The organism is Bacteroidota bacterium (genome assembly GCA_039111535.1).
Classification (GTDB): domain Bacteria; phylum Bacteroidota; class Rhodothermia; order Rhodothermales; family JAHQVL01; genus JBCCIM01.
Genome location: JBCCIM010000134.1, coordinates 1 through 18,705 on the forward strand (window position 1 = coordinate 1; position 18,705 = coordinate 18,705).

Below are 18,705 nucleotides of genomic sequence, written 5' to 3' on the forward strand. Positions count from 1 at the left end.
CACCCCCTATCCGGTTTGACGCGTTACGGGCCCGGTAAGACCTCCCCGAATATGCAGACAGAACCATTGTTGTTGAAGCAAATGAAACCTACAACAACGCGTCTGGCTTGAAGCGACTCTTTCGCGGCAACCTCCACCGGGACCTGTGGGGCACCCCCGTTGAAGTCCCGGTACTGGATATGGGCAAAGAAGCCGGCGGGCTGACCCCTGTAAAAATTGGCGGCCGCGGGCAATCCATTTCGCTCCGTGTGGTCAATCGGGAAGGCCGGCAGTTTGTCTTGCGATCCGTTGACAAAGAAGCAGGTAAAGCCTGGGGACCGGAACTGCAGTCGTCTTTTCTACGCACACTGATTCAGGACCAGATGTCGATGCTGCACCCGTACGCAGCCTTTGTGTTGCCCCCCCTTGCCAGTGCCGCTGGCGTCTTTCATACCAACCCCAAACTTTTCTACGTCCCGAACGACCCCAGGCTTGGACTCTCCCGCGAGAAGCTGGCCGGAAAACTTGTGCTTTTCGAAGAGCGCCCTGATGAAGACATGTCTGATGTACCGGGCATGGGCGGGACCACCAACGCCATCAGTTCTTTCAAGCTGTTCGAAAAAATTGCTGACGACAACGACCACCGCGTAGACGCCCGTTCTTTTGCGCGGTCCCGCCTATTCGACATGTTCATCAACGACTGGGACCGGCACCCGGACCAGTGGCGCTGGGCATCCTTTGAGCCCGCAGACAGCGTTGGCAAAATCTACAAACCTATTCCCCGCGACCGTGATGTAGCTTTTTCTGTAGTCGATGGCGTGGTCCCCACGCTCAGCAAAATCTTCTTCGACCCCAAGTTTCAGGAATTTGAGGAGCGTTATGGGTACATCAAGGGGCTAAACAAAAATGGACTTGCGCTCGACCGCCGCTTCACGGCCACCTTGGCCCGAAAAGACTGGATAGACATCGCAGACAGCATGATGGCTGCCCTTACGGATGAAGTTATAGATCAAGCCATACAGCGGTGGCCTTCTGCTATTTTTGAGAAAGACGGCGTTTACACCATCAATACCCTTAAAAGCCGACGTGATCAACTGAATGCCGTTGCAGTTGAGTACTATGAGAAGGTACTCGCTCCCACCATTGATTTTGTAGGTAGCAACAAACACGAACGGTTTGAAGTAACGCGGCTCAATGACGCACAAACACAGGTTGTGGTCTACAAAATCACAAAAGAGGGATTTATCCGCAAAGAGTTGATGCGGCGAACCATCGAGCACGCAGAAACGCGTGAAATCAGGTTGTATGGCCTCGACGGGCGCGATCAATTTGTGGTGACAGGAGATGTAAAAGAAGGTGTTTTTGTGATTGCCGTTGGCGGCCCGGATGTAGATGCTTTTACAGACCGCTCAAACGTCATAGGTAGCCGGCGGTACACCCGGTTTTACGATACCGAAAGCAACAACACCTTTGAAACCACCAGAGAAACAAGGGTAACCCGTTCAGATGCACCTGCCAACAATGCCTATGATTTCCATGGACACAAATACGATCTCGTTCGCCCCATAGCTTTTTTCGGTAGCAACAAAGATGACGGCCTGCTGCTTGGCGGGGGGATTCGCACAACCAGGCATCGGTTCAGGAAGACGCCATTTGCACAATTGCACATGCTGCGCGCCAATGTGGCTTTAAATGCCCGTTCGTTCAATCTTGCCTATGAAAGCCAGTTCACCAATGCCCTTGCTGGCTGGGATGTAAATTTGTTGTTTGATGTACGGTCTCCAAATTCCATCCGAAACTTCTACGGCTTTGGCAATGAAACCGGTGACCAAAATCAGCCTGAATCATATTTCCGGTCTCGATACGCCCAGGTGAGCTTCACGTCGGCACTCCAAAAAAATCTGGAGCAAGGCGCACAGCTTAGAATCGGGCCAAAAGTTTTTTATGCCAATGTAGAACAAGATACCAGCCGGTTCATTGGGCAAATGAACAACCTGGACGAAGTCAATTTTAACGGGCAGTGGTTTGCCGGCATCGAAACGGCCTTGTTACTGGAGAACATTGATAAAGTCCTGAACCCGCGACAAGGATTTCGCTGGCAAACCACCCTGAATGCACACCTAGGCATCAACAAAAACGCAACAGCCTACAGCACCCTCTCTTCACACCTGTCGCTCTACCTTTCTCCGGGTACCTCTCGACAGTTTACAGTTGCTCTCCGCGCCGGCGGCACCCACGTGTTTGGGGATTTCCCTTTTTATGCCGGCGCTGCATTGGGAAGTAAAACGTCCCTGCGCGGGTTTGCTAGCACCCGATTCACGGGCCGCTCTGCGTTCTATCAGAATGCAGAACTACGCATGGAGCTTGCCCGATTTTCTACATACGTTGCCGTGGGTTCATTTGGTATCCTTGGGTTCCTCGATAACGGCCGCGTATGGGCTGATGACGAGTCATCGAAAAGATGGCACCAGGGATATGGTACGGGCATATGGTTCGAGCTGTTTAACAGGGTGGTATTGTCCAGCAGTATTGGCTTCTCAAATGAAGACAGCACGCTAAATGTGAAACTCGGATTTATGTATTGAGCCATTTCTTTCCCCCAGTCTTTTCCGGGCAACAGAATAAATGCCGGCGCCGGCGCGGTGCTACGCCCTATTACAGGTAAGAGCCGGACATCAACCTGTAATGCTGATGCATATTACAGCCCATGTTAAATTTTTTTTAAGCGCCCTCTTATTCTGGCATGAAATGTGACGATATTTTTAGTAACCAAGGAGAATGCATCTAGGCATATTTTTTTGCCCGAGTTATTGGTCGTGCGCAAGACCAAATAATCAGATCTGAAATTCGGGTAATCGCTTCTGTTATTCTATCAATCATGTAGCTTCAGGCACGCTCAAAAGCCTGTCAAATCTATCGTGATGTCGGCGCAGTACGCCTCGGCTTGCTGCAACAAATAACGCAAACCCGATCACAGCCTCGCTCTCGCTGTGGTCCTCCTCTGCTGCCGGACAGCCAATGCTCAGCTGTTCTGCACATCGGAACGTGAATTCTGACCTTTCCGATCTCAAGTTTCATGCTTGCAGATCCTGGCATTTCTGTATCCGTTTGCGACGCAAGACACACGAAGACAAGGCAATGGGCTTGCCGGGGCTCACCTATCCTAACTATGTAAAATGTCCTGTCTGCCTCAGTACCCAATGTCCAATTGCAAGGCTCGGTCTTATTCAAGCCGTTTGTTGCTCCTCTTGCTGTGCCTGTGCACAACGAACACCCTTATCGCATCCCCAACAACCTCCTACACGTTGACTGGCACAGTCGTCGACGCAGAATCCGGCAATACCCTGACCGGTGCGCATGTGTTTGTGCTTGAATCAACCCTAGGTACAATTACAGATGAATCGGGCAGTTTTAGTTTGTCCGGACTTACTGCCGGCGAAATCAAAATTGGTGTATCGATGGTGGGTTTTAGCCCTTACATCTTTGCCGCGAATCCTGCTCAAACAGCAGAGCAGGTATTCAACGTGAACCTGACGCCACAGATTTATGAACTCGACCAGGTGATGGTTACCGCCAAAAAGAACCGGCGCTGGCGTAAACAACTCAAACTGTTTACACACCACGTTATTGGCGATACAGAGAATGCCAGCAAAACAAAAATTACCAATCCGGAAGTACTCAATTTTGTACAGCGCAAAGGCGTGTTGATTGTGGAAGCGCAAGAGCCCCTGATCATTGAAAACAACGCCCTGGGCTATCGGATTTACTACACCCTTGTCCATTGTGCCATTCAAAACAAGCGACCACAGTATAAAGGCATTGCACGCTTCGAAGAAATGGAACCCAAGAATGCCAAGGAGAAAAAGCGCTGGCTAAAAAACCGGGACCGGGCATACAAGGGATCTTTCAAGCACCTGCTGCGGACCATGGCAACCGTGGGTAATATGGATGAATTCAAAAAAGAAGGCTTCCATGTTGCGCGGGTCAACGAATTCCCCGAAACCATCCAGTCCTACGAACGCGCAATCTGGAAAAACCGGGATCCTATCGATGCGCTCGTTCAAAAAAAGGATGACCAAAACGAGAACCTGTTACATGTCAAAAATTACTTGCTCATCGCTTACTCCGGCGAGCTTGAATCCAACAGGTATGTTCGCAACCACATGATGCATTTCAGAGAACCAGGCATTCAGCGTTCGTCTATCGAATTAAGAGCCGACAGCACAGTTTTCCACGACCTCGGCTATCTATATGATGCTTACAGCGTGGTTATTCACGGCTACATGGGATGGGAACGAATGGCTGAAATGCTGCCCCTGGATTACGCGCCAGTTGACGGGTAATCCTGTTCAAACTGTAACTTTTAGTGTTGCCTTACGAATAAAGTATTGTAATTACATTTCAAGACGTCTGGTGAACACACAGACTCGAAGACACAACCTGTAGTGAGAACCTTTAACAAATCTGAAGAGGAATAGTTATGTCTTCAAATGCAGTGAAATCTGAACATTCTCGCAAACGTACGTACCGTACGAAAAAACTTTTTAACCGCGTCCGCAGACCTGGAAGAAAACGCCTTTTCTAAATGCGAGCATTACATACTTGTAAAAGCTAAGCCCTCAACCATTGGTTGAGGGCTTTTTATATGTACAAACAGTTCCTGCTTAATCTACCACGATAAATGCGCGTGCTTTTCCTCCAGCGTTTGAAGCAACTCTGGCAAAATAAACACCTGCCGGCCAATTGTTTATGACAACCTGCAAACGCTTCTGTTCACCCATCTCTTCGCGATGTACGCGTTGTCCAAGCACATTGTAAAATTCCACCACAGGCTGCTCCCGGTTACGATTTTGCGGCAACGCTTCAAATTCCAACTGCAAGTTCTGCCCGTTTGCAACCGGGTTAGGGAAGAGCGAAAATCCGTTGCTGCCAGCCAGTGCCGTTTCTGATTCGATGCTGACAACCTGCTCTCCTGCAAAATACCGCAGGCCGAGCGCAAACGCGTCGATGCCTATCCGCTCACCAATCAACCGGCCAGGGATATCGTCTACAGGTGGGTGTATGCCTCCCCATATCCGGGAAAGACTGGTTTGATCGGAGGCATCCCGGTAGGTGGCCCATTGCAACGTCACATCTACACTTGGGCCCCGTTCAAACACCAAAAACTCGTTGGCCGGCGCCTCGAACTCTCCGAGCCCGCCAGGGAAGAAAGGATCTCCAGTAAGTAGCGTCATAATCTCAGCTGCCGCGCGGGAAAACGTGGAATGTCCGGAGATATATCCCGCAAAGGGCGGAGTAATAAATGAAGGCCGTTGATAAGGCCACCAGTTTTCAGCCAGAATCCAGTCTACGCCGGCTACGTCCGCAGCAGGGTCATCGATAAAATCAGGCCCCTTCCAGGCATACAGTTTTATTTTTCCGACGTTTTCATCTTCAGGGCCGGCGAGCGAATCACCTTGCGCCACCAATTCGATAAAACCCGGCACCAGCGGAATGCCGTCGATGTCATAACTTGCCTGCGTAGAATCGGTACGCTGCCCCTGATCCGCCATGTATCTAATGGCAGAAATGGGGCGCACGTAATCATACCAGCCCTTGATGCCCCACGCTGCCACAGCAGCATCGTGCACGGCGCCTCCCAACAAGAAATATGCTTTCACATCCCAGGCAAGCGGGTCAAGAATTTCGCCGGTCCCTTGAAATCGTTTTTCAAATTCAGGGTGATCGTTTACATAATTCAGGATGGTGTACCAATGTCCCGGCGGGGTCTCTGAATCTGGTCCATCAGCCCAAAATTCTGCCAGGACCCTGGCGTAGTCACCCAATGGCACGAACTGCGATTCATAGGGTTGCCGGGTAACCGGATTGAGGTAGTACCCCCTGCCCGGGTCGCCGCCGGCCGTATCGTTGTAAAAAAAGCGAAGTTCTTGGATCGTTTTTGGAAAAAATGCGATATCGAGATTGCCCAGCGCAGCCGGCGAAATATCGATCATTGCGCTGCTGTTCGGGTCAAGGTGCGATGACCAGAGCGCAACCAGCGCAAATCCCCAAGCATACTCTTCTCGCAGGTCTTCCCCGCTTTCTGGCTGTAAATAAGGGGGCGGTCCCGGATCATGGTACACAAAGTAGGTTTGCCCACGCCGCTCATAAAAGGTGAGATCTTCCGAGGTAAGCGCAAATGGAGACACCTGGCCCCACTCTGCGCCAAGAAATGGCGGTACACGGATGGGGATAGGATTACCGGCCTGGTCTATGAAATCCAGAGAAAGGGGCTGCCAGCGATCAGGATCGGACATGGTCTGGTTGCCTGGCAAAGTCGGGACGAGTGCCAGGTTACGCGGGCTGTAGTTCAGGTTACCGTAATCTGCGCGTTCATTTGAGCCATCTTGCAAACCAAACGCGATAATGCATGATGCAATGTGATTGCCCAACGCTGCAGCACTTCCTGTTTGATAAACTGCAGAGGTATCTGCTGCATCATACCCCAGACCAACCATCAAGGCATCAAAATTGGCAAGGGACTCTTCCGCCCCGGGCGAATGCTTGAATCGGTGAGAAAGCAATCGGTATGCAGCAAAACTGATGGCTTCTGCCCGTGCTTCATCCTCATCTTGCATAGGCTGAAAGCCATCAAAATCGCAAGGAAACTGTCGTACGGTTTTGCCCAGGAAGTATGGTGCGGCTGTCTGATCAAATACCGTCCATGCGTCATACATCGCCGCAGAGACATGAAACAGGTTACGGGCGTGCACCGTGGGACGGGCAAAATCGTTTCGAATAGCCTCCAGCATCACGTCGTTCCACTGACGTGCAACAGAATGTTGACTGGACGCATCCTGTGGTAGTACCAACAAACAGAACAATATGGCAATCAGGAAGGACCTGTGGGGGATGTACTTCATAGAGAACTTACTCACACGCAAAGAAACGGGTATATCCGAAAGCTAGACACTGCCGGCTATATATACTATACATTTTAGCAAAGCAGTATATACATCCAGGCCAAAGACTTTCTTGTGCTTTTTATTAGATTAATGTCATTTTAGACAAATACCTTCGTTGCAACGACTTTTTAAACACCAGTATCTTGCCACGTTGCAGGAAAAACAATGCGAACAAAACCGTATCCTGCCATGGCTTGATGCCACAACACAGGAGGCACACAAGAAGCAATGTAACGGGCTTGACAGCAGCTTTTGGATGGCGTCGAACTTTTCATTGCGCAGCATCCATTCATGAAGTACCGGCATCTATTTTGTTCTGCCATCTATCCACTCTCATCAGCGCACCGTCATTTTGAGCAAACATAAAGGCCACAAGAAACCAGCAAACAAGGGCAAAGGGCAGCCGCGTGCAAAACGAACAACACAGAAACGTGCCGCCCAAAAGAAAGCCCAGGGGAAACGACTCTTTGGCGTCGTCTTAATTGCCGTGCTCCTCATCGCCGGCCTCTTTGCTTACCCTTATCTAACACCAGCCCCTGCAGTGGTCCACCCCGCAAATACGAGCCAGCTTGACCCGGCTGTAGATGCGCTCCTGAAACCGCTCCTGGAAAAAGCAGCCAACACACCGCGTGAGGCAAACGTGCACGGTGAACTGGGCCTTGCCTACGAAGCCAATGGCCTGTGGCAGGAAGCTGCCAAAAGCTATGGCAATGCACTCAAACTCGATAGTAAAGACACCAACTGGCAATTACACAAAGCAATTGTAGACCGGCAGGCCGGCGATTTTGAGGGCGCATTGGCAGGACTACAGTCTTTGGCAAACCGCGCTCCGAACACTGCAGTGATCCAAAATCACTACGGGGAAGCACTACTCGAAGCCGGTGACATGAAAACTGCAGAAGAAACGTTCAGAACACTGGTACAGCTCTCTCCAGGCAGCGCACAAGGCTACGTTGGGCTTGGCGACATCATGATTCAGCAAGGTGCAGGAGAAGCAGCCGTCCAGGTTTTGGAGCAGGCCGTTGAACGCGACCCAGGTTATAAACAGGCGCAATACCTGCTCGGGCGGGCATACAGCATGACCGGACGGGAAGCAGAAGCAGCAGTCGCGCTTGCAAGAGGTGTGGACGCAAAAATTCAATACCTGCCAGACGGACTCTCTCAAAAAATTGCGGCATACACGGTAAATGTCAGTGGCCGCATCAGCCAGGCAAGTACGCTATTGAATACGGGCAATCCGCAGCAGGCTGCGCAATTACTTGAGGAGTCTTACATCTATCATAATAGCAATGTGATGCTGCTCAATACGCTGGCATCTGCGTACCTTAAAACACGCCGGCTTGAAGATGCTCACCGCCTGTTAAACCGGGCGCGCGAACTGGATGAAAACCAGTTTTTCACATACCTCAACCTATACAGTTGGGCCTTGCGTTCAGGAAAAATGGAAGACGCATTGCGCTATGCAGACGAATCCATCCAGCGGGCACCAGAGCGCGATGATACACACCTCGCCCGTGCGCAGGCCCTTACCGAACTCAGCCGGCTTGACGAAGCATTGGAAAGCGCTGAGCATGCCCTTGCAATAGACGGCAACAAAGCCGGCAACCATGGCCTCGTTGCCGACATCAACTTCAAACAGGGAAACCTCGAAACAGCAGCAACGCATTTTGAGCATGCACTCTCGCTGAATACGAACCTGTTACCGGCATTGGTTGGCCTTGCCGGAATTAAGATGCAACAATCTGCAACAGCCGAAGCCCGGCAACTGCTACAACGCGCACAACAAATTGCCCCGAGCCATCCGCGTGTCCAACAACTTGCCACCCAGCTAAGTAACACCAGATGAACCACCCTGTATCTCTTCACCATCTGATTTACCAGCGTTGCTTCATTCTGTTACTGGTTTGCACCGCCTGCCAATCACCCACAGCAGACCAACCAGTTGTGTCAGCACCCGATTGGTTCGAAGAAATTGCGGCTTCAGCCGGCATCGACTTCACCCATGTGCGCACCACAGCCTCCCAGTTCTATTTACCTGAAATCATGGCCGGGGGCGTTGCTTGGTTAGATATAGATAATGACGGATGGATGGATCTCTATCTCATCCAGGGTGGAGACATCGAATCGGAAGCAACACAGCCTGGCAACAAGTTGTACAGGAATATTAACGGCGAGCGGTTTGAAGACATCACAACACAGGCCGGCGTCGGAGATACCGGTTACGGCATGGGTGCCGCTGCAGGCGACTTTGACAATGATGGAGATACGGACCTGTACGTCACCAATATCGGCCCCAATGTGCTTTACCGGAATAATGGCGACGGTACGTTTTCTGATGTATCAAGCCAGTATGGTGTAGACCATGCCGGCTGGGGGAGCAGTGCTGTGTTTGCTGATTACGACGGTGATGGGTGGGCAGACCTGTACGTTGTCAATTACATCAACTGGGCACCAACCCGGGAGCTTGAATGTTTTTCTGGCGGTACAGGGCGCGATTATTGTCACCCGGACAACTACCGCGCGCCGGCAGTTGACGTGCTCTACAAAAACAATAGAGGCCAGCGCTTTGATAATGTATCGCGCTCAGCAGGTATTGCCGGTGTTGCAGCAAACGGCCTCGGTATTGTACCCGGCGATTTCAACAGTGATGGACACCTCGATTTCTACGTCGCAAATGATGGCAATCCCAATCAATTATGGATCAACAATGCAGACGGCACTTTCGAGGACAAGGGACTGCTTTCGGGCACGGCAGTTAACCGGCAGGGTACAGCAGAAGCCGGCATGGGTGTCGCAGCATTTGACCTCGAACACGATGGTGACCTCGATCTTTTCCTCACCCATCTCCGAGATGAGTCGAACACCCTCTACCGCAATGACAATGGGAATTTCCAGGATGTAACCCTGGCCTCCAGCCTGTCATCCTCAAGCCTACCCTACACCGGCTTTGGTCTCGGTGTTGCTGATTTCAACAACGATGGACATCTGGATATCTATGTAGCCAATGGCAAAGTGGGCCGCGGCACGGCTCCTGCCACCATAGATCCTTTTGCTGAACCTAATCAGTTGTACAGCGGCAAAGGAAATGGGCAATTCGACGAAGTACAACCTGCGGGTGGGCTTGCTGCCCTTCCTGTTGCAACAAGCCGCGGTACTGCCCTTGCCGATTTCAATAACGATGGCTACCTCGACCTTGCCATTGTCAATAGCCAGGAACAGGTACACCTGCTGCGTAATCTGGGATCAACAACCAGTAATTGGATGGGTTTTATGCCTGTGCCGGCTGCTGGCGTTCGTGTAAAACTGGAGATGCATGATGGCGCGTTTTACGGGTATGCACAACCAGGTGGAAGCTATCAGTCCAGCAACGACCCCAGGGTACATTTTGGTTTACCTTCGACAGCACAAGTATCACGTGCTGTGATTACGTGGCCTGATGGCACCGAACTGCGTATAGATGCTCCGGCTACAAATCAATACCACACAGTACAAAAACCCTGAACGTTCACCCGCGCCTGTCACTCGACGAGAATCACGGGCTCAACCCATACGCGGCCGCCTGTTTCCAATCGGTACATATAGAGTCCGGGTGCTGCATCTGCGGCATTGAATGTTTCACGATACCGGCCGGCTTTTCGGGTCCCACTGACAAGCGTCTTGACCAGCTTACCAGACGCATCGTATATCGTCAACCGCACTCGGGTTCGCTTTGGTATGGCGTATTCGATAGTAGTAGCTGCGGTGTATGGATCAGGATAACTACTCACAGCATAGGCCTTGGGTGCCGGCAGGGTTGCTTCAACTACTTCAGAATAGGTAGCCGATCCGTCAAAACTGACCTGTTTTAGCCGGTACATTACCTGGGCGGCGTCTGTGATGTCACCTTCGTCGTAATAAGCATAGGTTTGCAAGGTATCTGTAGTACCGCCTCCAGTGACAAAAGCCAGCGTCATCCATGGGCGCAATCCTTTGCTATGGGTTCGGATGGCGCGCTCCACCTCAAACCGGGCATTGTTCAGTTCGGTTAACGTAGCCCAATGAATGGCCATTGCGCCATTTTCAAATGAGGCCTCAAAAGACTCCAGGTTCAGTTCGTAGGCAGCCGGCTGTTTGTCATGCGTTACCGCAAGTTCAATACTGGAATCAATAGCCGTTTGAGCAAAAACCAGGGCAGGATAACAGGCCAGCAACAGCAGCAGGCCCATCCGCGTGAGTTGTGTATACATGGGTGTCAGATTTTTGGTGTACGCTACCCGGACATGATTAGCAATAGCCCGAAGAGAAGAGATATCAATAAGAAGCGCAGCTGGTACAGGGTCGAAGGGAGTTAGACAAGAAGTGACCCTGTAGCCTGGTCAGGGTAAAAGGGTTCAAAATGAAAATTAAGAACTGATTTAAATGCCGAGTTTCGATTGCCGATTGTTATTTACTAAAAAACCAATCTACAGATCTTGCGTACAGTGCGCGAATCAGGATATGGTGTATCACAGCGTTAGAGGTGTCTGCTCTTTGAATTGGTGCAAGGCCAGTTCCCTGTATAATCCGTCAACTGCAAACAGGCTTTCGTGCCGGCCTTCCTGGACAATTTTCCCATCCTGAATAACCAGAATCCGGTCTGCATGCTGCACCGTTGAGAGGCGGTGTGCAATGATGAACGTCGTCCGGTTTAACATCAGGCGATCTAGTGCTTCCTGCACCATTGCCTCAGATGTCGAGTCGAGCGAACTTGTTGCTTCGTCGAGCAACAGAATCCTGGCATCTCGCAGTACAGCACGTGCTATGGCAATGCGCTGTTTCTGTCCGCCACTTAGTTTGGTGCCCCGTTCGCCCACAATGGTATCGTAGCCATCAGGCAATTCCTGGATAAACGCATGGGCATTGGCTGCAACCGCCGCCGCTTCAATTTCATCCGGCGAGGCACCAAGCCGGCCATACTGGATGTTTTCACGAACAGACAAATTGAACAGTTGCACGTCTTGTGAAACCACCGCAATTTGATCGCGCAGGGAATGCAGGGTAACCTCGGCAATATCCGAGCCATCGATACGCACATGCCCATTATCAGGGTCGTAGAAGCGAGGAATGAGGTTTAGCAGGGTTGTTTTTCCGGCGCCACTGGGCCCTACCAGGGCAATAGTTTCCCCCGCCTTTACCTCAATATTGATGTCACTCAGGATGACATGCTCGTTATCATACCCAAAGGTCACTTCATCAAATGTAACGTGCCCTTCGATGTCTTGCAGTACTGCGGCATCAGGTGCATTGTGTGTATCCGGCGCGGTGTCGATGAGTTCAAACAACCGTTCGGAAGCGCCGGCCGCGCTGTTAAATGACGTGTAGAGTTGCGACATCCCGCCGACGGTGCGGGCAATATTGAAGGCATAGAATACAAAAGCTACAAGGTCACCCGATGTCAGCCGGCCTTCAAGTACCGAGATCCCCCCAAACCAGAAAAGGCCGATGAGGGCCATCATAAAGACCATCCCAACGGTTGACCAAAAAATACTGCTGACCCAGAGCCGGCGCAGTGCGGTGTCGAACAAGTTCTCAACAGCACCCCCGTAGCGCTTATTTTCGTATTCCTCCCGCGCAAAAGCTTTCACGACCCGGATTGAGGAAAGCGATTCTTCAGCAATCGCTGTGCTATCGGCAAGTCGGTCTTGTACAGCGCGCGACAGCTTCCGGATTTTGCGCCCAAAATACTGCGCCATCAACATGATGGGTGGTATTGTAATGCCAATGATGAGGCTCATCTGCCAGTCGAGCACAATCATCAATACAACCGAGCCGATCATCATCATGCTCAGCCGAACCAGTTCAACAAATGATGTGGTTACGGCTGTGCGCACCGTACCCACATCATTGGTAAGGCGAGACGTCAGGTCGCCGGTTCGCTGGTTGGAAAAAAACCGCAAGTCGAGGTCTTGTAAATGGCTGTAAAGGCGCTTTCGCAAATCGGTGACCAGCCGCTCACCGGTCCACTCGATCATATAATAGCCGGCAAAACCAACAACAGCCTGGGCAACAAACAGCACAAGCAACAGTAGCGTGAGCCTGTCTAGCATACCGCGGTTGGCCTGCTCGAAAACGGCATCAACCATGGTACGCATACCCATCGGCAGTACAAGCCAAACGGATGCAGTAAGCAATGACAGGGTTAGCGCAAGAAATAGCCGGCCACGGTAAGGACGCGTCAGGCTAAAAATCCGTCCCAATGCCTCCAGTAATTTTTTCGGTGGCCTTTTCTCTTCCTCTTCGCGCCTTTTATTTTCCATTAATTATGGACAGTCAGTTTGTTGAGCGAACACAGCATTTGCCGGCAGCAAATCGACGAACTTTTTGAAGGGTTGAAAGAACCTTACCCCATTCTGACGTTCAACGTTCCTCTGCATCCCATCTAGCCAAACAAATACCAACGACCGCGTTAATCAAACGACCGGTCCAATGCTTTCTCATTGAAAACACCATCGCTGAAAAGCCATTAATGTCTGAACTTTATCTTGTTTTTTTCTGCTGTAGGCAAGTTGGAGTACACAATATCTGGATACAATTCCCGGTTCTTGTTACCTTTTAGTGCAATTGGAGGAAAGCCGCAGAATTGCGCGCAAAAATTGCAAACAAGTGCCGCTTCCTGCAAACTTCTGCGGCTAAACGGAGTGTTAAAGAAGCTTCCCGAAAATTTTTGATCTATTATCGTAGCCTGACGCCTTCAATTTATACCACAGTAAAAGATCGTCGAGTCATGTTTACGATACGCAGTCTGTCCAATCCGAGACGACGAAGAAATTTGAAAGAGGATTTTTGGGAAGCAATCCTCATTGAATTTAAAAAGCTTTCAGACGTTAACCTTGCTTACCCGACCCAGCAGTTGTTAAACAACTTGCACAAAGGCGAACAAGGTTATGCTCCGGACGATAAAGAAACCGCGCTTCCTCAGGCGCAAAATCCTCTTCCGGCCATCTGGCTCAAACCCGTATAGACCAATACCTTGTACGCTACCCAACAACCATCACGCATAGAAGCAATGGCTTTTACTTCTACAGACTTCGTCTCAGCAACAGACATTGAAGATGACGACCTTGATGATGGGTTTGACCTCGATGACGATGATGATTTCTTCGATGATGACGACTTAGATGATGATCTGGAGTTTGATGACGATGAGGACGAGGAAGATGACGACGATGATGATTTCTTCGACGATGAGGACCTCGAAGAAATAGAGTTTGACGATGATGATGACCTCTTTGATGACGAAGATCTCGAAGACTACGAATTTGAGGATGATGACGATGATCTTTTTGACGACGATGACCTAGACGACGACCTGGACATCGACGATGAGGATGATTTCTTTGAAGAAGAAGACCTCGAAGACTTTGAATTTGAGGAGGAAGATGACCTCTTCGAAGATGATGACCTGGAGGATGATCTTGGGAATTTGGATGACGACCTCGAAGAAGATGAGCGACTGACTGACGACGATGACCTGGATGACGACCTGGACATCGACGATGAGGATGATTTCTTTGAAGAGGATGAGGATCTGTTGATTTAGTTTATCCTGCCTCTGCCCAACAAATTTTTAGCGTACGCTATTCCCTGTTAACACCATATCTGTGCAATCCAATTCCACAGGTTGGCTGATTGCAAATATTTTTGCATAAACGCCAAAATTTTAAATCCCGCCCGAAAGCCTTACTTTCTACGAACTTTTGTTTTTTGATCCCACCAATCTAAAGTTCGTATGGGTACCCCTACCGCTGAAGACACCAGCCAAACCGGATTTGTAAACCGGATGCTTGGCCGCATTGAGGTAATTGGCAACAAACTGCCAGATCCCTCAATGTTATTTTTGATTTCCATGCTCATTATATGGGTGCTGTCCGCGTTGCTGGCGCCCGTTTCTTTTACTGACCTCGATCCTCGCACTGGAAACCCGATACAGGTCAACAACCTGTTAACAGGGTCGGCACTCACCACGTTTATGTCCCAGATGGTGACCATCTTTACGGGATTTGCACCGCTAGGCGTAGTGCTCGTCGCAATGCTTGGTGTAGGCGTTGCAGATGAAGCCGGCTTTTTCAATACCGGCATTAAACTGATGCTCGGACGCACAGCCAAATGGCTGCTTACCCCGGTCATCATTTTGGTTGGCCTACTAAGCCATAGCGCGATTGACGCAGGTTATGTACTCGTTATTCCCCTTGGTGGTATCATATTCCATGCTGCGGGCCGACACCCGATTGCTGGTATTGCGGCCGCATTTGCCGGTGTATCCGGTGGCTTTAGCGCCAACCCCGTACCCTCCGCCCTCGACCCGCTTTTGCAGGGTTTCACCCAGCCGGCTGCCCAAATCATTAACCCGGAAGTTCTGGTAAACCCGCTTGGCAACTACTTCTTTACCGCCATTTCCAGCATCCTGATCATTTGCCTCGGTTGGGTTATCACAGATAAGCTCATCGAACCGCGCCTCAACAGAACCACCAAGGTTGATGAGGATATGGAAGAAGCTGATGACATGAGCACCATCGAACCGCAAGAACGGAAAGCCTTCCGCTTTGCCTCGCTGGCTTTGTTGATTGGCCTCGGCTTGCTGATTGCCAGCCTTGTGCCGGAAGAGTCACCTTTCCGTGATGCCAATGGATCGCTCAACTCGTTTGCGGCACCGATCATGCAATCGATTGTCCCGCTGATCTTCCTCCTCTTCCTCATACCCGGTGTGGTATACGGGTACATTGCCGGCAAATTCAAGTCCTCCAAAGACATGGTCGACGCCATGACCAAGTCGATGAACGGCATGTCGTACTACATTGTAATGGCGTTCTTCTGTGCCTTGTTTGTGTATGCATTCGGACAGTCGAACATCGGCGCCTTGCTCGCCGTGAAAGGTGCAACCTTGCTCAAGGCCCTGGCACTGCCGGGATGGATGACGATCATTGGTATCATTTTCCTCACCGCTTTTGTGAACTTGTTTGTTGGCTCAGCTTCAGCCAAGTGGGCGCTGCTGGCTCCTATTTTTGTGCCGATGCTTATGCAGGTAGGCATTTCACCTGAACTAACACAGGCTGCCTATCGCGTAGGAGACTCGTCCTCAAACATCATCACACCGCTCATGCCTTACTTCCCACTGGTTGTTGTCTACTGTCAGCGCTATTTCAAAAAGACAGGCATTGGCACGCTTACCTCGATCATGTTGCCCTATTGCATCATCTTCCTGGTTGTGTGGTCGCTGTTCCTTATCCTATACTGGAGCCTCGGAATACCCCTCGGACTGGGTGCTTTCTATGTTTATCCCGCTCCATAAGGCATAACATATTGATACAAAAAAGGGATGCTGAATTGTTTTCAGCATCCCTTTTTACATTTTGTACTTTTGCCAGGTTAGACTTTCGACAGCGGCACCGGCTTTATCGACAACATATGCCGGCGAAAAATCTCATATCCAATTTTATCAAGCGCCTTGGACCAGGGCATCCACTCTACTTTTTCAATCTGCTCTTCAGCCTGCGGCACAAAGCTGCGTTCTGGCGTTTCCATCTGGTACCAGTAAGTGGTTTTGACCTTGTACTTGTTCTTTCGCGGATAGCCGTGCACGGTTGTCCCCAAAGGGCTAACCATGGCTAGTTTTTTGATGCCCACTTCTTCCCGTACTTCGCGGAGCGCACATTCCTCAATGGACTCGCCATCATCAAGTTTGCCTTTTGGCAGATCCCATACCCCTTTCCGGAAAATCATCAATACTTCGGGCTCCTTGTTACCTTCGCGCATCACAAAGCCGCCACCAGCAACCACTTCAGACGGCGGCAGGTAGGGATCAATGTTCAAGATAGCCTCCGGCGCAATATCACCTGCTTTTACCCTTCGCCCTTTCTTGTCTGCTGGTTTATACGATGTTTTATAGCCCTGAATAACCAGGATCAATTCTTTGCATGCCTTCGAAGCATCTGCAAAACTGGTATACAATTCAGCACGGGAAAGTCCCTTCCGCCTGATTTTGTCGAGTTGATCAGTAGTGGTACAATAAAAGAGTAACATGCAAAAAACGTAAACACAGCGCGATGAAATGCCAGCACAAACATAAACAATTCGCCTAACCAAAATGCGAATGTCCTGACAAAGAACGGTTTATTCTCGTAATACGGGGTTGTTTCTAAAGTTTCAGCAGCCAGTCAGCATTCTTTAGCCATCCCATCCAATCAATATAAGCGTATGACCTACCAGTTTAACCATTCGATAACAACAGGCGTACCCGCCGGCGCAGCTTCCAGTGCCTGTGGCAAATGAAAAATACAGTTCGCCCGCACTACGGAGGCATATAGATTGGAAGCCTGGGGACCCGTATCTTCTACATAAAGCTGCCCGTCATCGCCAAAGGTGGCGATACCGCGCGCAAAGAAATGTAATCCGGCCACCTTCCTTGTTTCTCTCAACAATAACGCCGGGTGCAAAGGGCGCCGATGCATGGTTCTGCCCAACATAGCAGCAAGCGCCGGCCTTACGTATTGCTCAAAACACATGGCCGAGGAAACAGGATTACCCGGTAAGCCGAAAACTGGCTTGCCCTGCAATTGGCCAAATGCAAGGGGCTTCCCGGGGCGTTGTTTAACCTTCCAGAACAACAACGACATCCCAAACTCATCCAGGACATCTTTAACAAGGTCGTAATCCCCTACAGATACACCGCCGGCAAAAATCAACACGTCTGCCTCCAGGGCCTTTTCTATTGCAGTTGCAATACTATCGCGGTTGTCACGCGCCAGCAGCGCCGGTAGCCCAATACCGCCGGCGGCTTCCACCTGAGCCCGCAAAGCTGCACCACTCGAATTTCTGATTTTACCGGGCATCAGGGGCTCGCCTGGGGCAACCAATTCGTCCCCTGTTGCAATAACTGCGCATACGGGAGGCTTGTATACGTCGATACTGCTATACCCGAGAGTAGCCAACATGCCGATGACCGGCGGCGTGATGAGTTGGCCAGCGTTAAATACCAGGGCTCCTTCGCTTACATCCTGGCCGGCCGGGCGTACATGCTGCCCGGATGTCGGTGCACGATTAAATGTGACCGCATCCCCCACAGTAGCATCCACCCATTCGATCGGCGCGACGGCATCTGCCCCTTCCGGAAAAGCAGCGCCGGTCATTATTTTCATGCAAGTCCCGGATGTAATCACATTTTGAGACACCACACCGGCCGGAATTTGGTCGATTTCTCGAAGGGTTACCGGCAACTCTGCCATGTCTGCTGACCGGACCGCATACCCATCCATCGCTGAATTAGCAAAGGGTGGAATTGCATCGCGACTTACAATATCCTCGGCCAACGTCATTCCCAGTGCCTCTTCAAAAGGAACTGTAACTACAGGCTGCCGCACAAGGATATTTGTGATCATTGCACGCGCCTGATCTACTGGTATAAAGACCTCCATAACCCTGCTAACTTAGTGCACATTTGATGGTGGATAACTTGCGAGAAACGGTGGGTATCCTCACATTATCGTGGAAAGTTTTCAACCCCTGTGAATGAACGTGAATAACTTGGCATTTTCCCACCAGTCATACAGTTCTATTCACACTGTTAGAACTGGTGCATAGCCGGCGAAGTTTTCCACGGGCCATTTGTGGACGGGCGTGAACAAGTGGACAAATCCAAACAAGGGGCAGCGGAGTTTCAAAACAAGGACCCGATTTTTCCCACACTGTTGAAAAAGCTGAGGAAAACTCGCACGTATTCCACAATCGCTGGTGGACAACCGTGAATAACTCAGTCATCCACTTTTCA

General features: G+C 50.5%; 12 protein-coding genes. 7 read left to right on the forward strand and 5 right to left on the reverse strand.

Features of this window, described 5'->3' with window-relative positions; all coding sequences use genetic code 11:
• The first annotated feature begins 107 nt into the window (after positions 1-107).
• Both AAF564_18255 and AAF564_18260 read left to right on the forward strand, forming a co-directional pair.
• Positions 108-2,564, forward strand: coding sequence for a BamA/TamA family outer membrane protein (locus tag AAF564_18255; GenBank protein ID MEM8487499.1), 2,457 nt, complete (start codon positions 108-110; stop codon positions 2,562-2,564).
• Positions 2,565-3,284: 720 nt separating this feature from the next.
• A complete protein-coding gene (locus tag AAF564_18260; GenBank protein ID MEM8487500.1) occupies positions 3,285-4,322 on the forward strand; it encodes a carboxypeptidase-like regulatory domain-containing protein in 1,038 nt (345 codons plus the stop codon).
• Positions 4,323-4,643: 321 nt separating this feature from the next.
• Here the strand turns inward: AAF564_18260 and AAF564_18265 are convergent, their stop codons facing one another.
• Complete coding sequence (locus AAF564_18265; GenBank protein ID MEM8487501.1) at positions 4,644-6,881, reverse strand: DUF6851 domain-containing protein; 2,238 nt, start codon at positions 6,879-6,881, stop codon at positions 4,644-4,646.
• 394 nt (positions 6,882-7,275) lie between these two features.
• Here AAF564_18265 and AAF564_18270 point away from each other — a divergent pair, with 394 nt between their 5' ends.
• Positions 7,276-8,769 carry a tetratricopeptide repeat protein gene (locus AAF564_18270; protein MEM8487502.1) on the forward strand — a complete coding sequence of 498 codons (1,494 nt, stop codon included), beginning with the start codon at positions 7,276-7,278 and terminating at the stop codon, positions 8,767-8,769.
• Positions 8,770-8,867: 98 nt separating this feature from the next.
• Positions 8,868-10,424 (forward strand): CRTAC1 family protein, encoded by a 1,557-nt coding sequence (locus AAF564_18275; GenBank protein MEM8487503.1) that lies wholly within the window; start codon positions 8,868-8,870, stop codon positions 10,422-10,424.
• Positions 10,425-10,441: 17 nt separating this feature from the next.
• Here the strand turns inward: AAF564_18275 and AAF564_18280 are convergent, their stop codons facing one another.
• Both AAF564_18280 and AAF564_18285 read right to left on the reverse strand, forming a co-directional pair.
• Positions 10,442-11,149 carry a T9SS type A sorting domain-containing protein gene (locus AAF564_18280; protein ID MEM8487504.1) on the reverse strand — a complete coding sequence of 236 codons (708 nt, stop codon included), beginning with the start codon at positions 11,147-11,149 and terminating at the stop codon, positions 10,442-10,444.
• 258 nt (positions 11,150-11,407) lie between these two features.
• Positions 11,408-13,198, reverse strand: a complete 1,791-nt coding sequence (locus tag AAF564_18285; protein ID MEM8487505.1) for an ABC transporter transmembrane domain-containing protein — start codon at positions 13,196-13,198, stop codon at positions 11,408-11,410.
• A 323-nt stretch (positions 13,199-13,521) separates the two neighbouring features.
• On the opposite strand from AAF564_18285, the gene AAF564_18290 reads away from it, so the two are divergent.
• The 3 genes from AAF564_18290 (at position 13,522) to AAF564_18300 (ending at position 16,230) form a co-directional block, all read left to right on the forward strand.
• The gene (locus tag AAF564_18290; GenBank protein ID MEM8487506.1) at positions 13,522-13,902 is read left to right on the forward strand and encodes a hypothetical protein; all 381 of its coding nucleotides are present in this window, start codon (positions 13,522-13,524) and stop codon (positions 13,900-13,902) included.
• Positions 13,903-13,947: 45 nt separating this feature from the next.
• Complete coding sequence (locus tag AAF564_18295; GenBank protein MEM8487507.1) at positions 13,948-14,481, forward strand: hypothetical protein; 534 nt, start codon at positions 13,948-13,950, stop codon at positions 14,479-14,481.
• A gap of 240 nt (positions 14,482-14,721) precedes the next feature.
• A complete protein-coding gene (locus AAF564_18300; protein ID MEM8487508.1) occupies positions 14,722-16,230 on the forward strand; it encodes an AbgT family transporter in 1,509 nt (502 codons plus the stop codon).
• Positions 16,231-16,307: 77 nt separating this feature from the next.
• Here the strand turns inward: AAF564_18300 and AAF564_18305 are convergent, their stop codons facing one another.
• A complete protein-coding gene (locus AAF564_18305) occupies positions 16,308-16,961 on the reverse strand; it encodes an NUDIX hydrolase (GenBank protein MEM8487509.1) in 654 nt (217 codons plus the stop codon).
• Between the two features lie 179 nt (positions 16,962-17,140).
• A complete protein-coding gene (glp, locus tag AAF564_18310; GenBank protein MEM8487510.1) occupies positions 17,141-18,352 on the reverse strand; it encodes a gephyrin-like molybdotransferase Glp in 1,212 nt (403 codons plus the stop codon).
• Positions 18,353-18,705 lie beyond the last annotated feature (353 nt).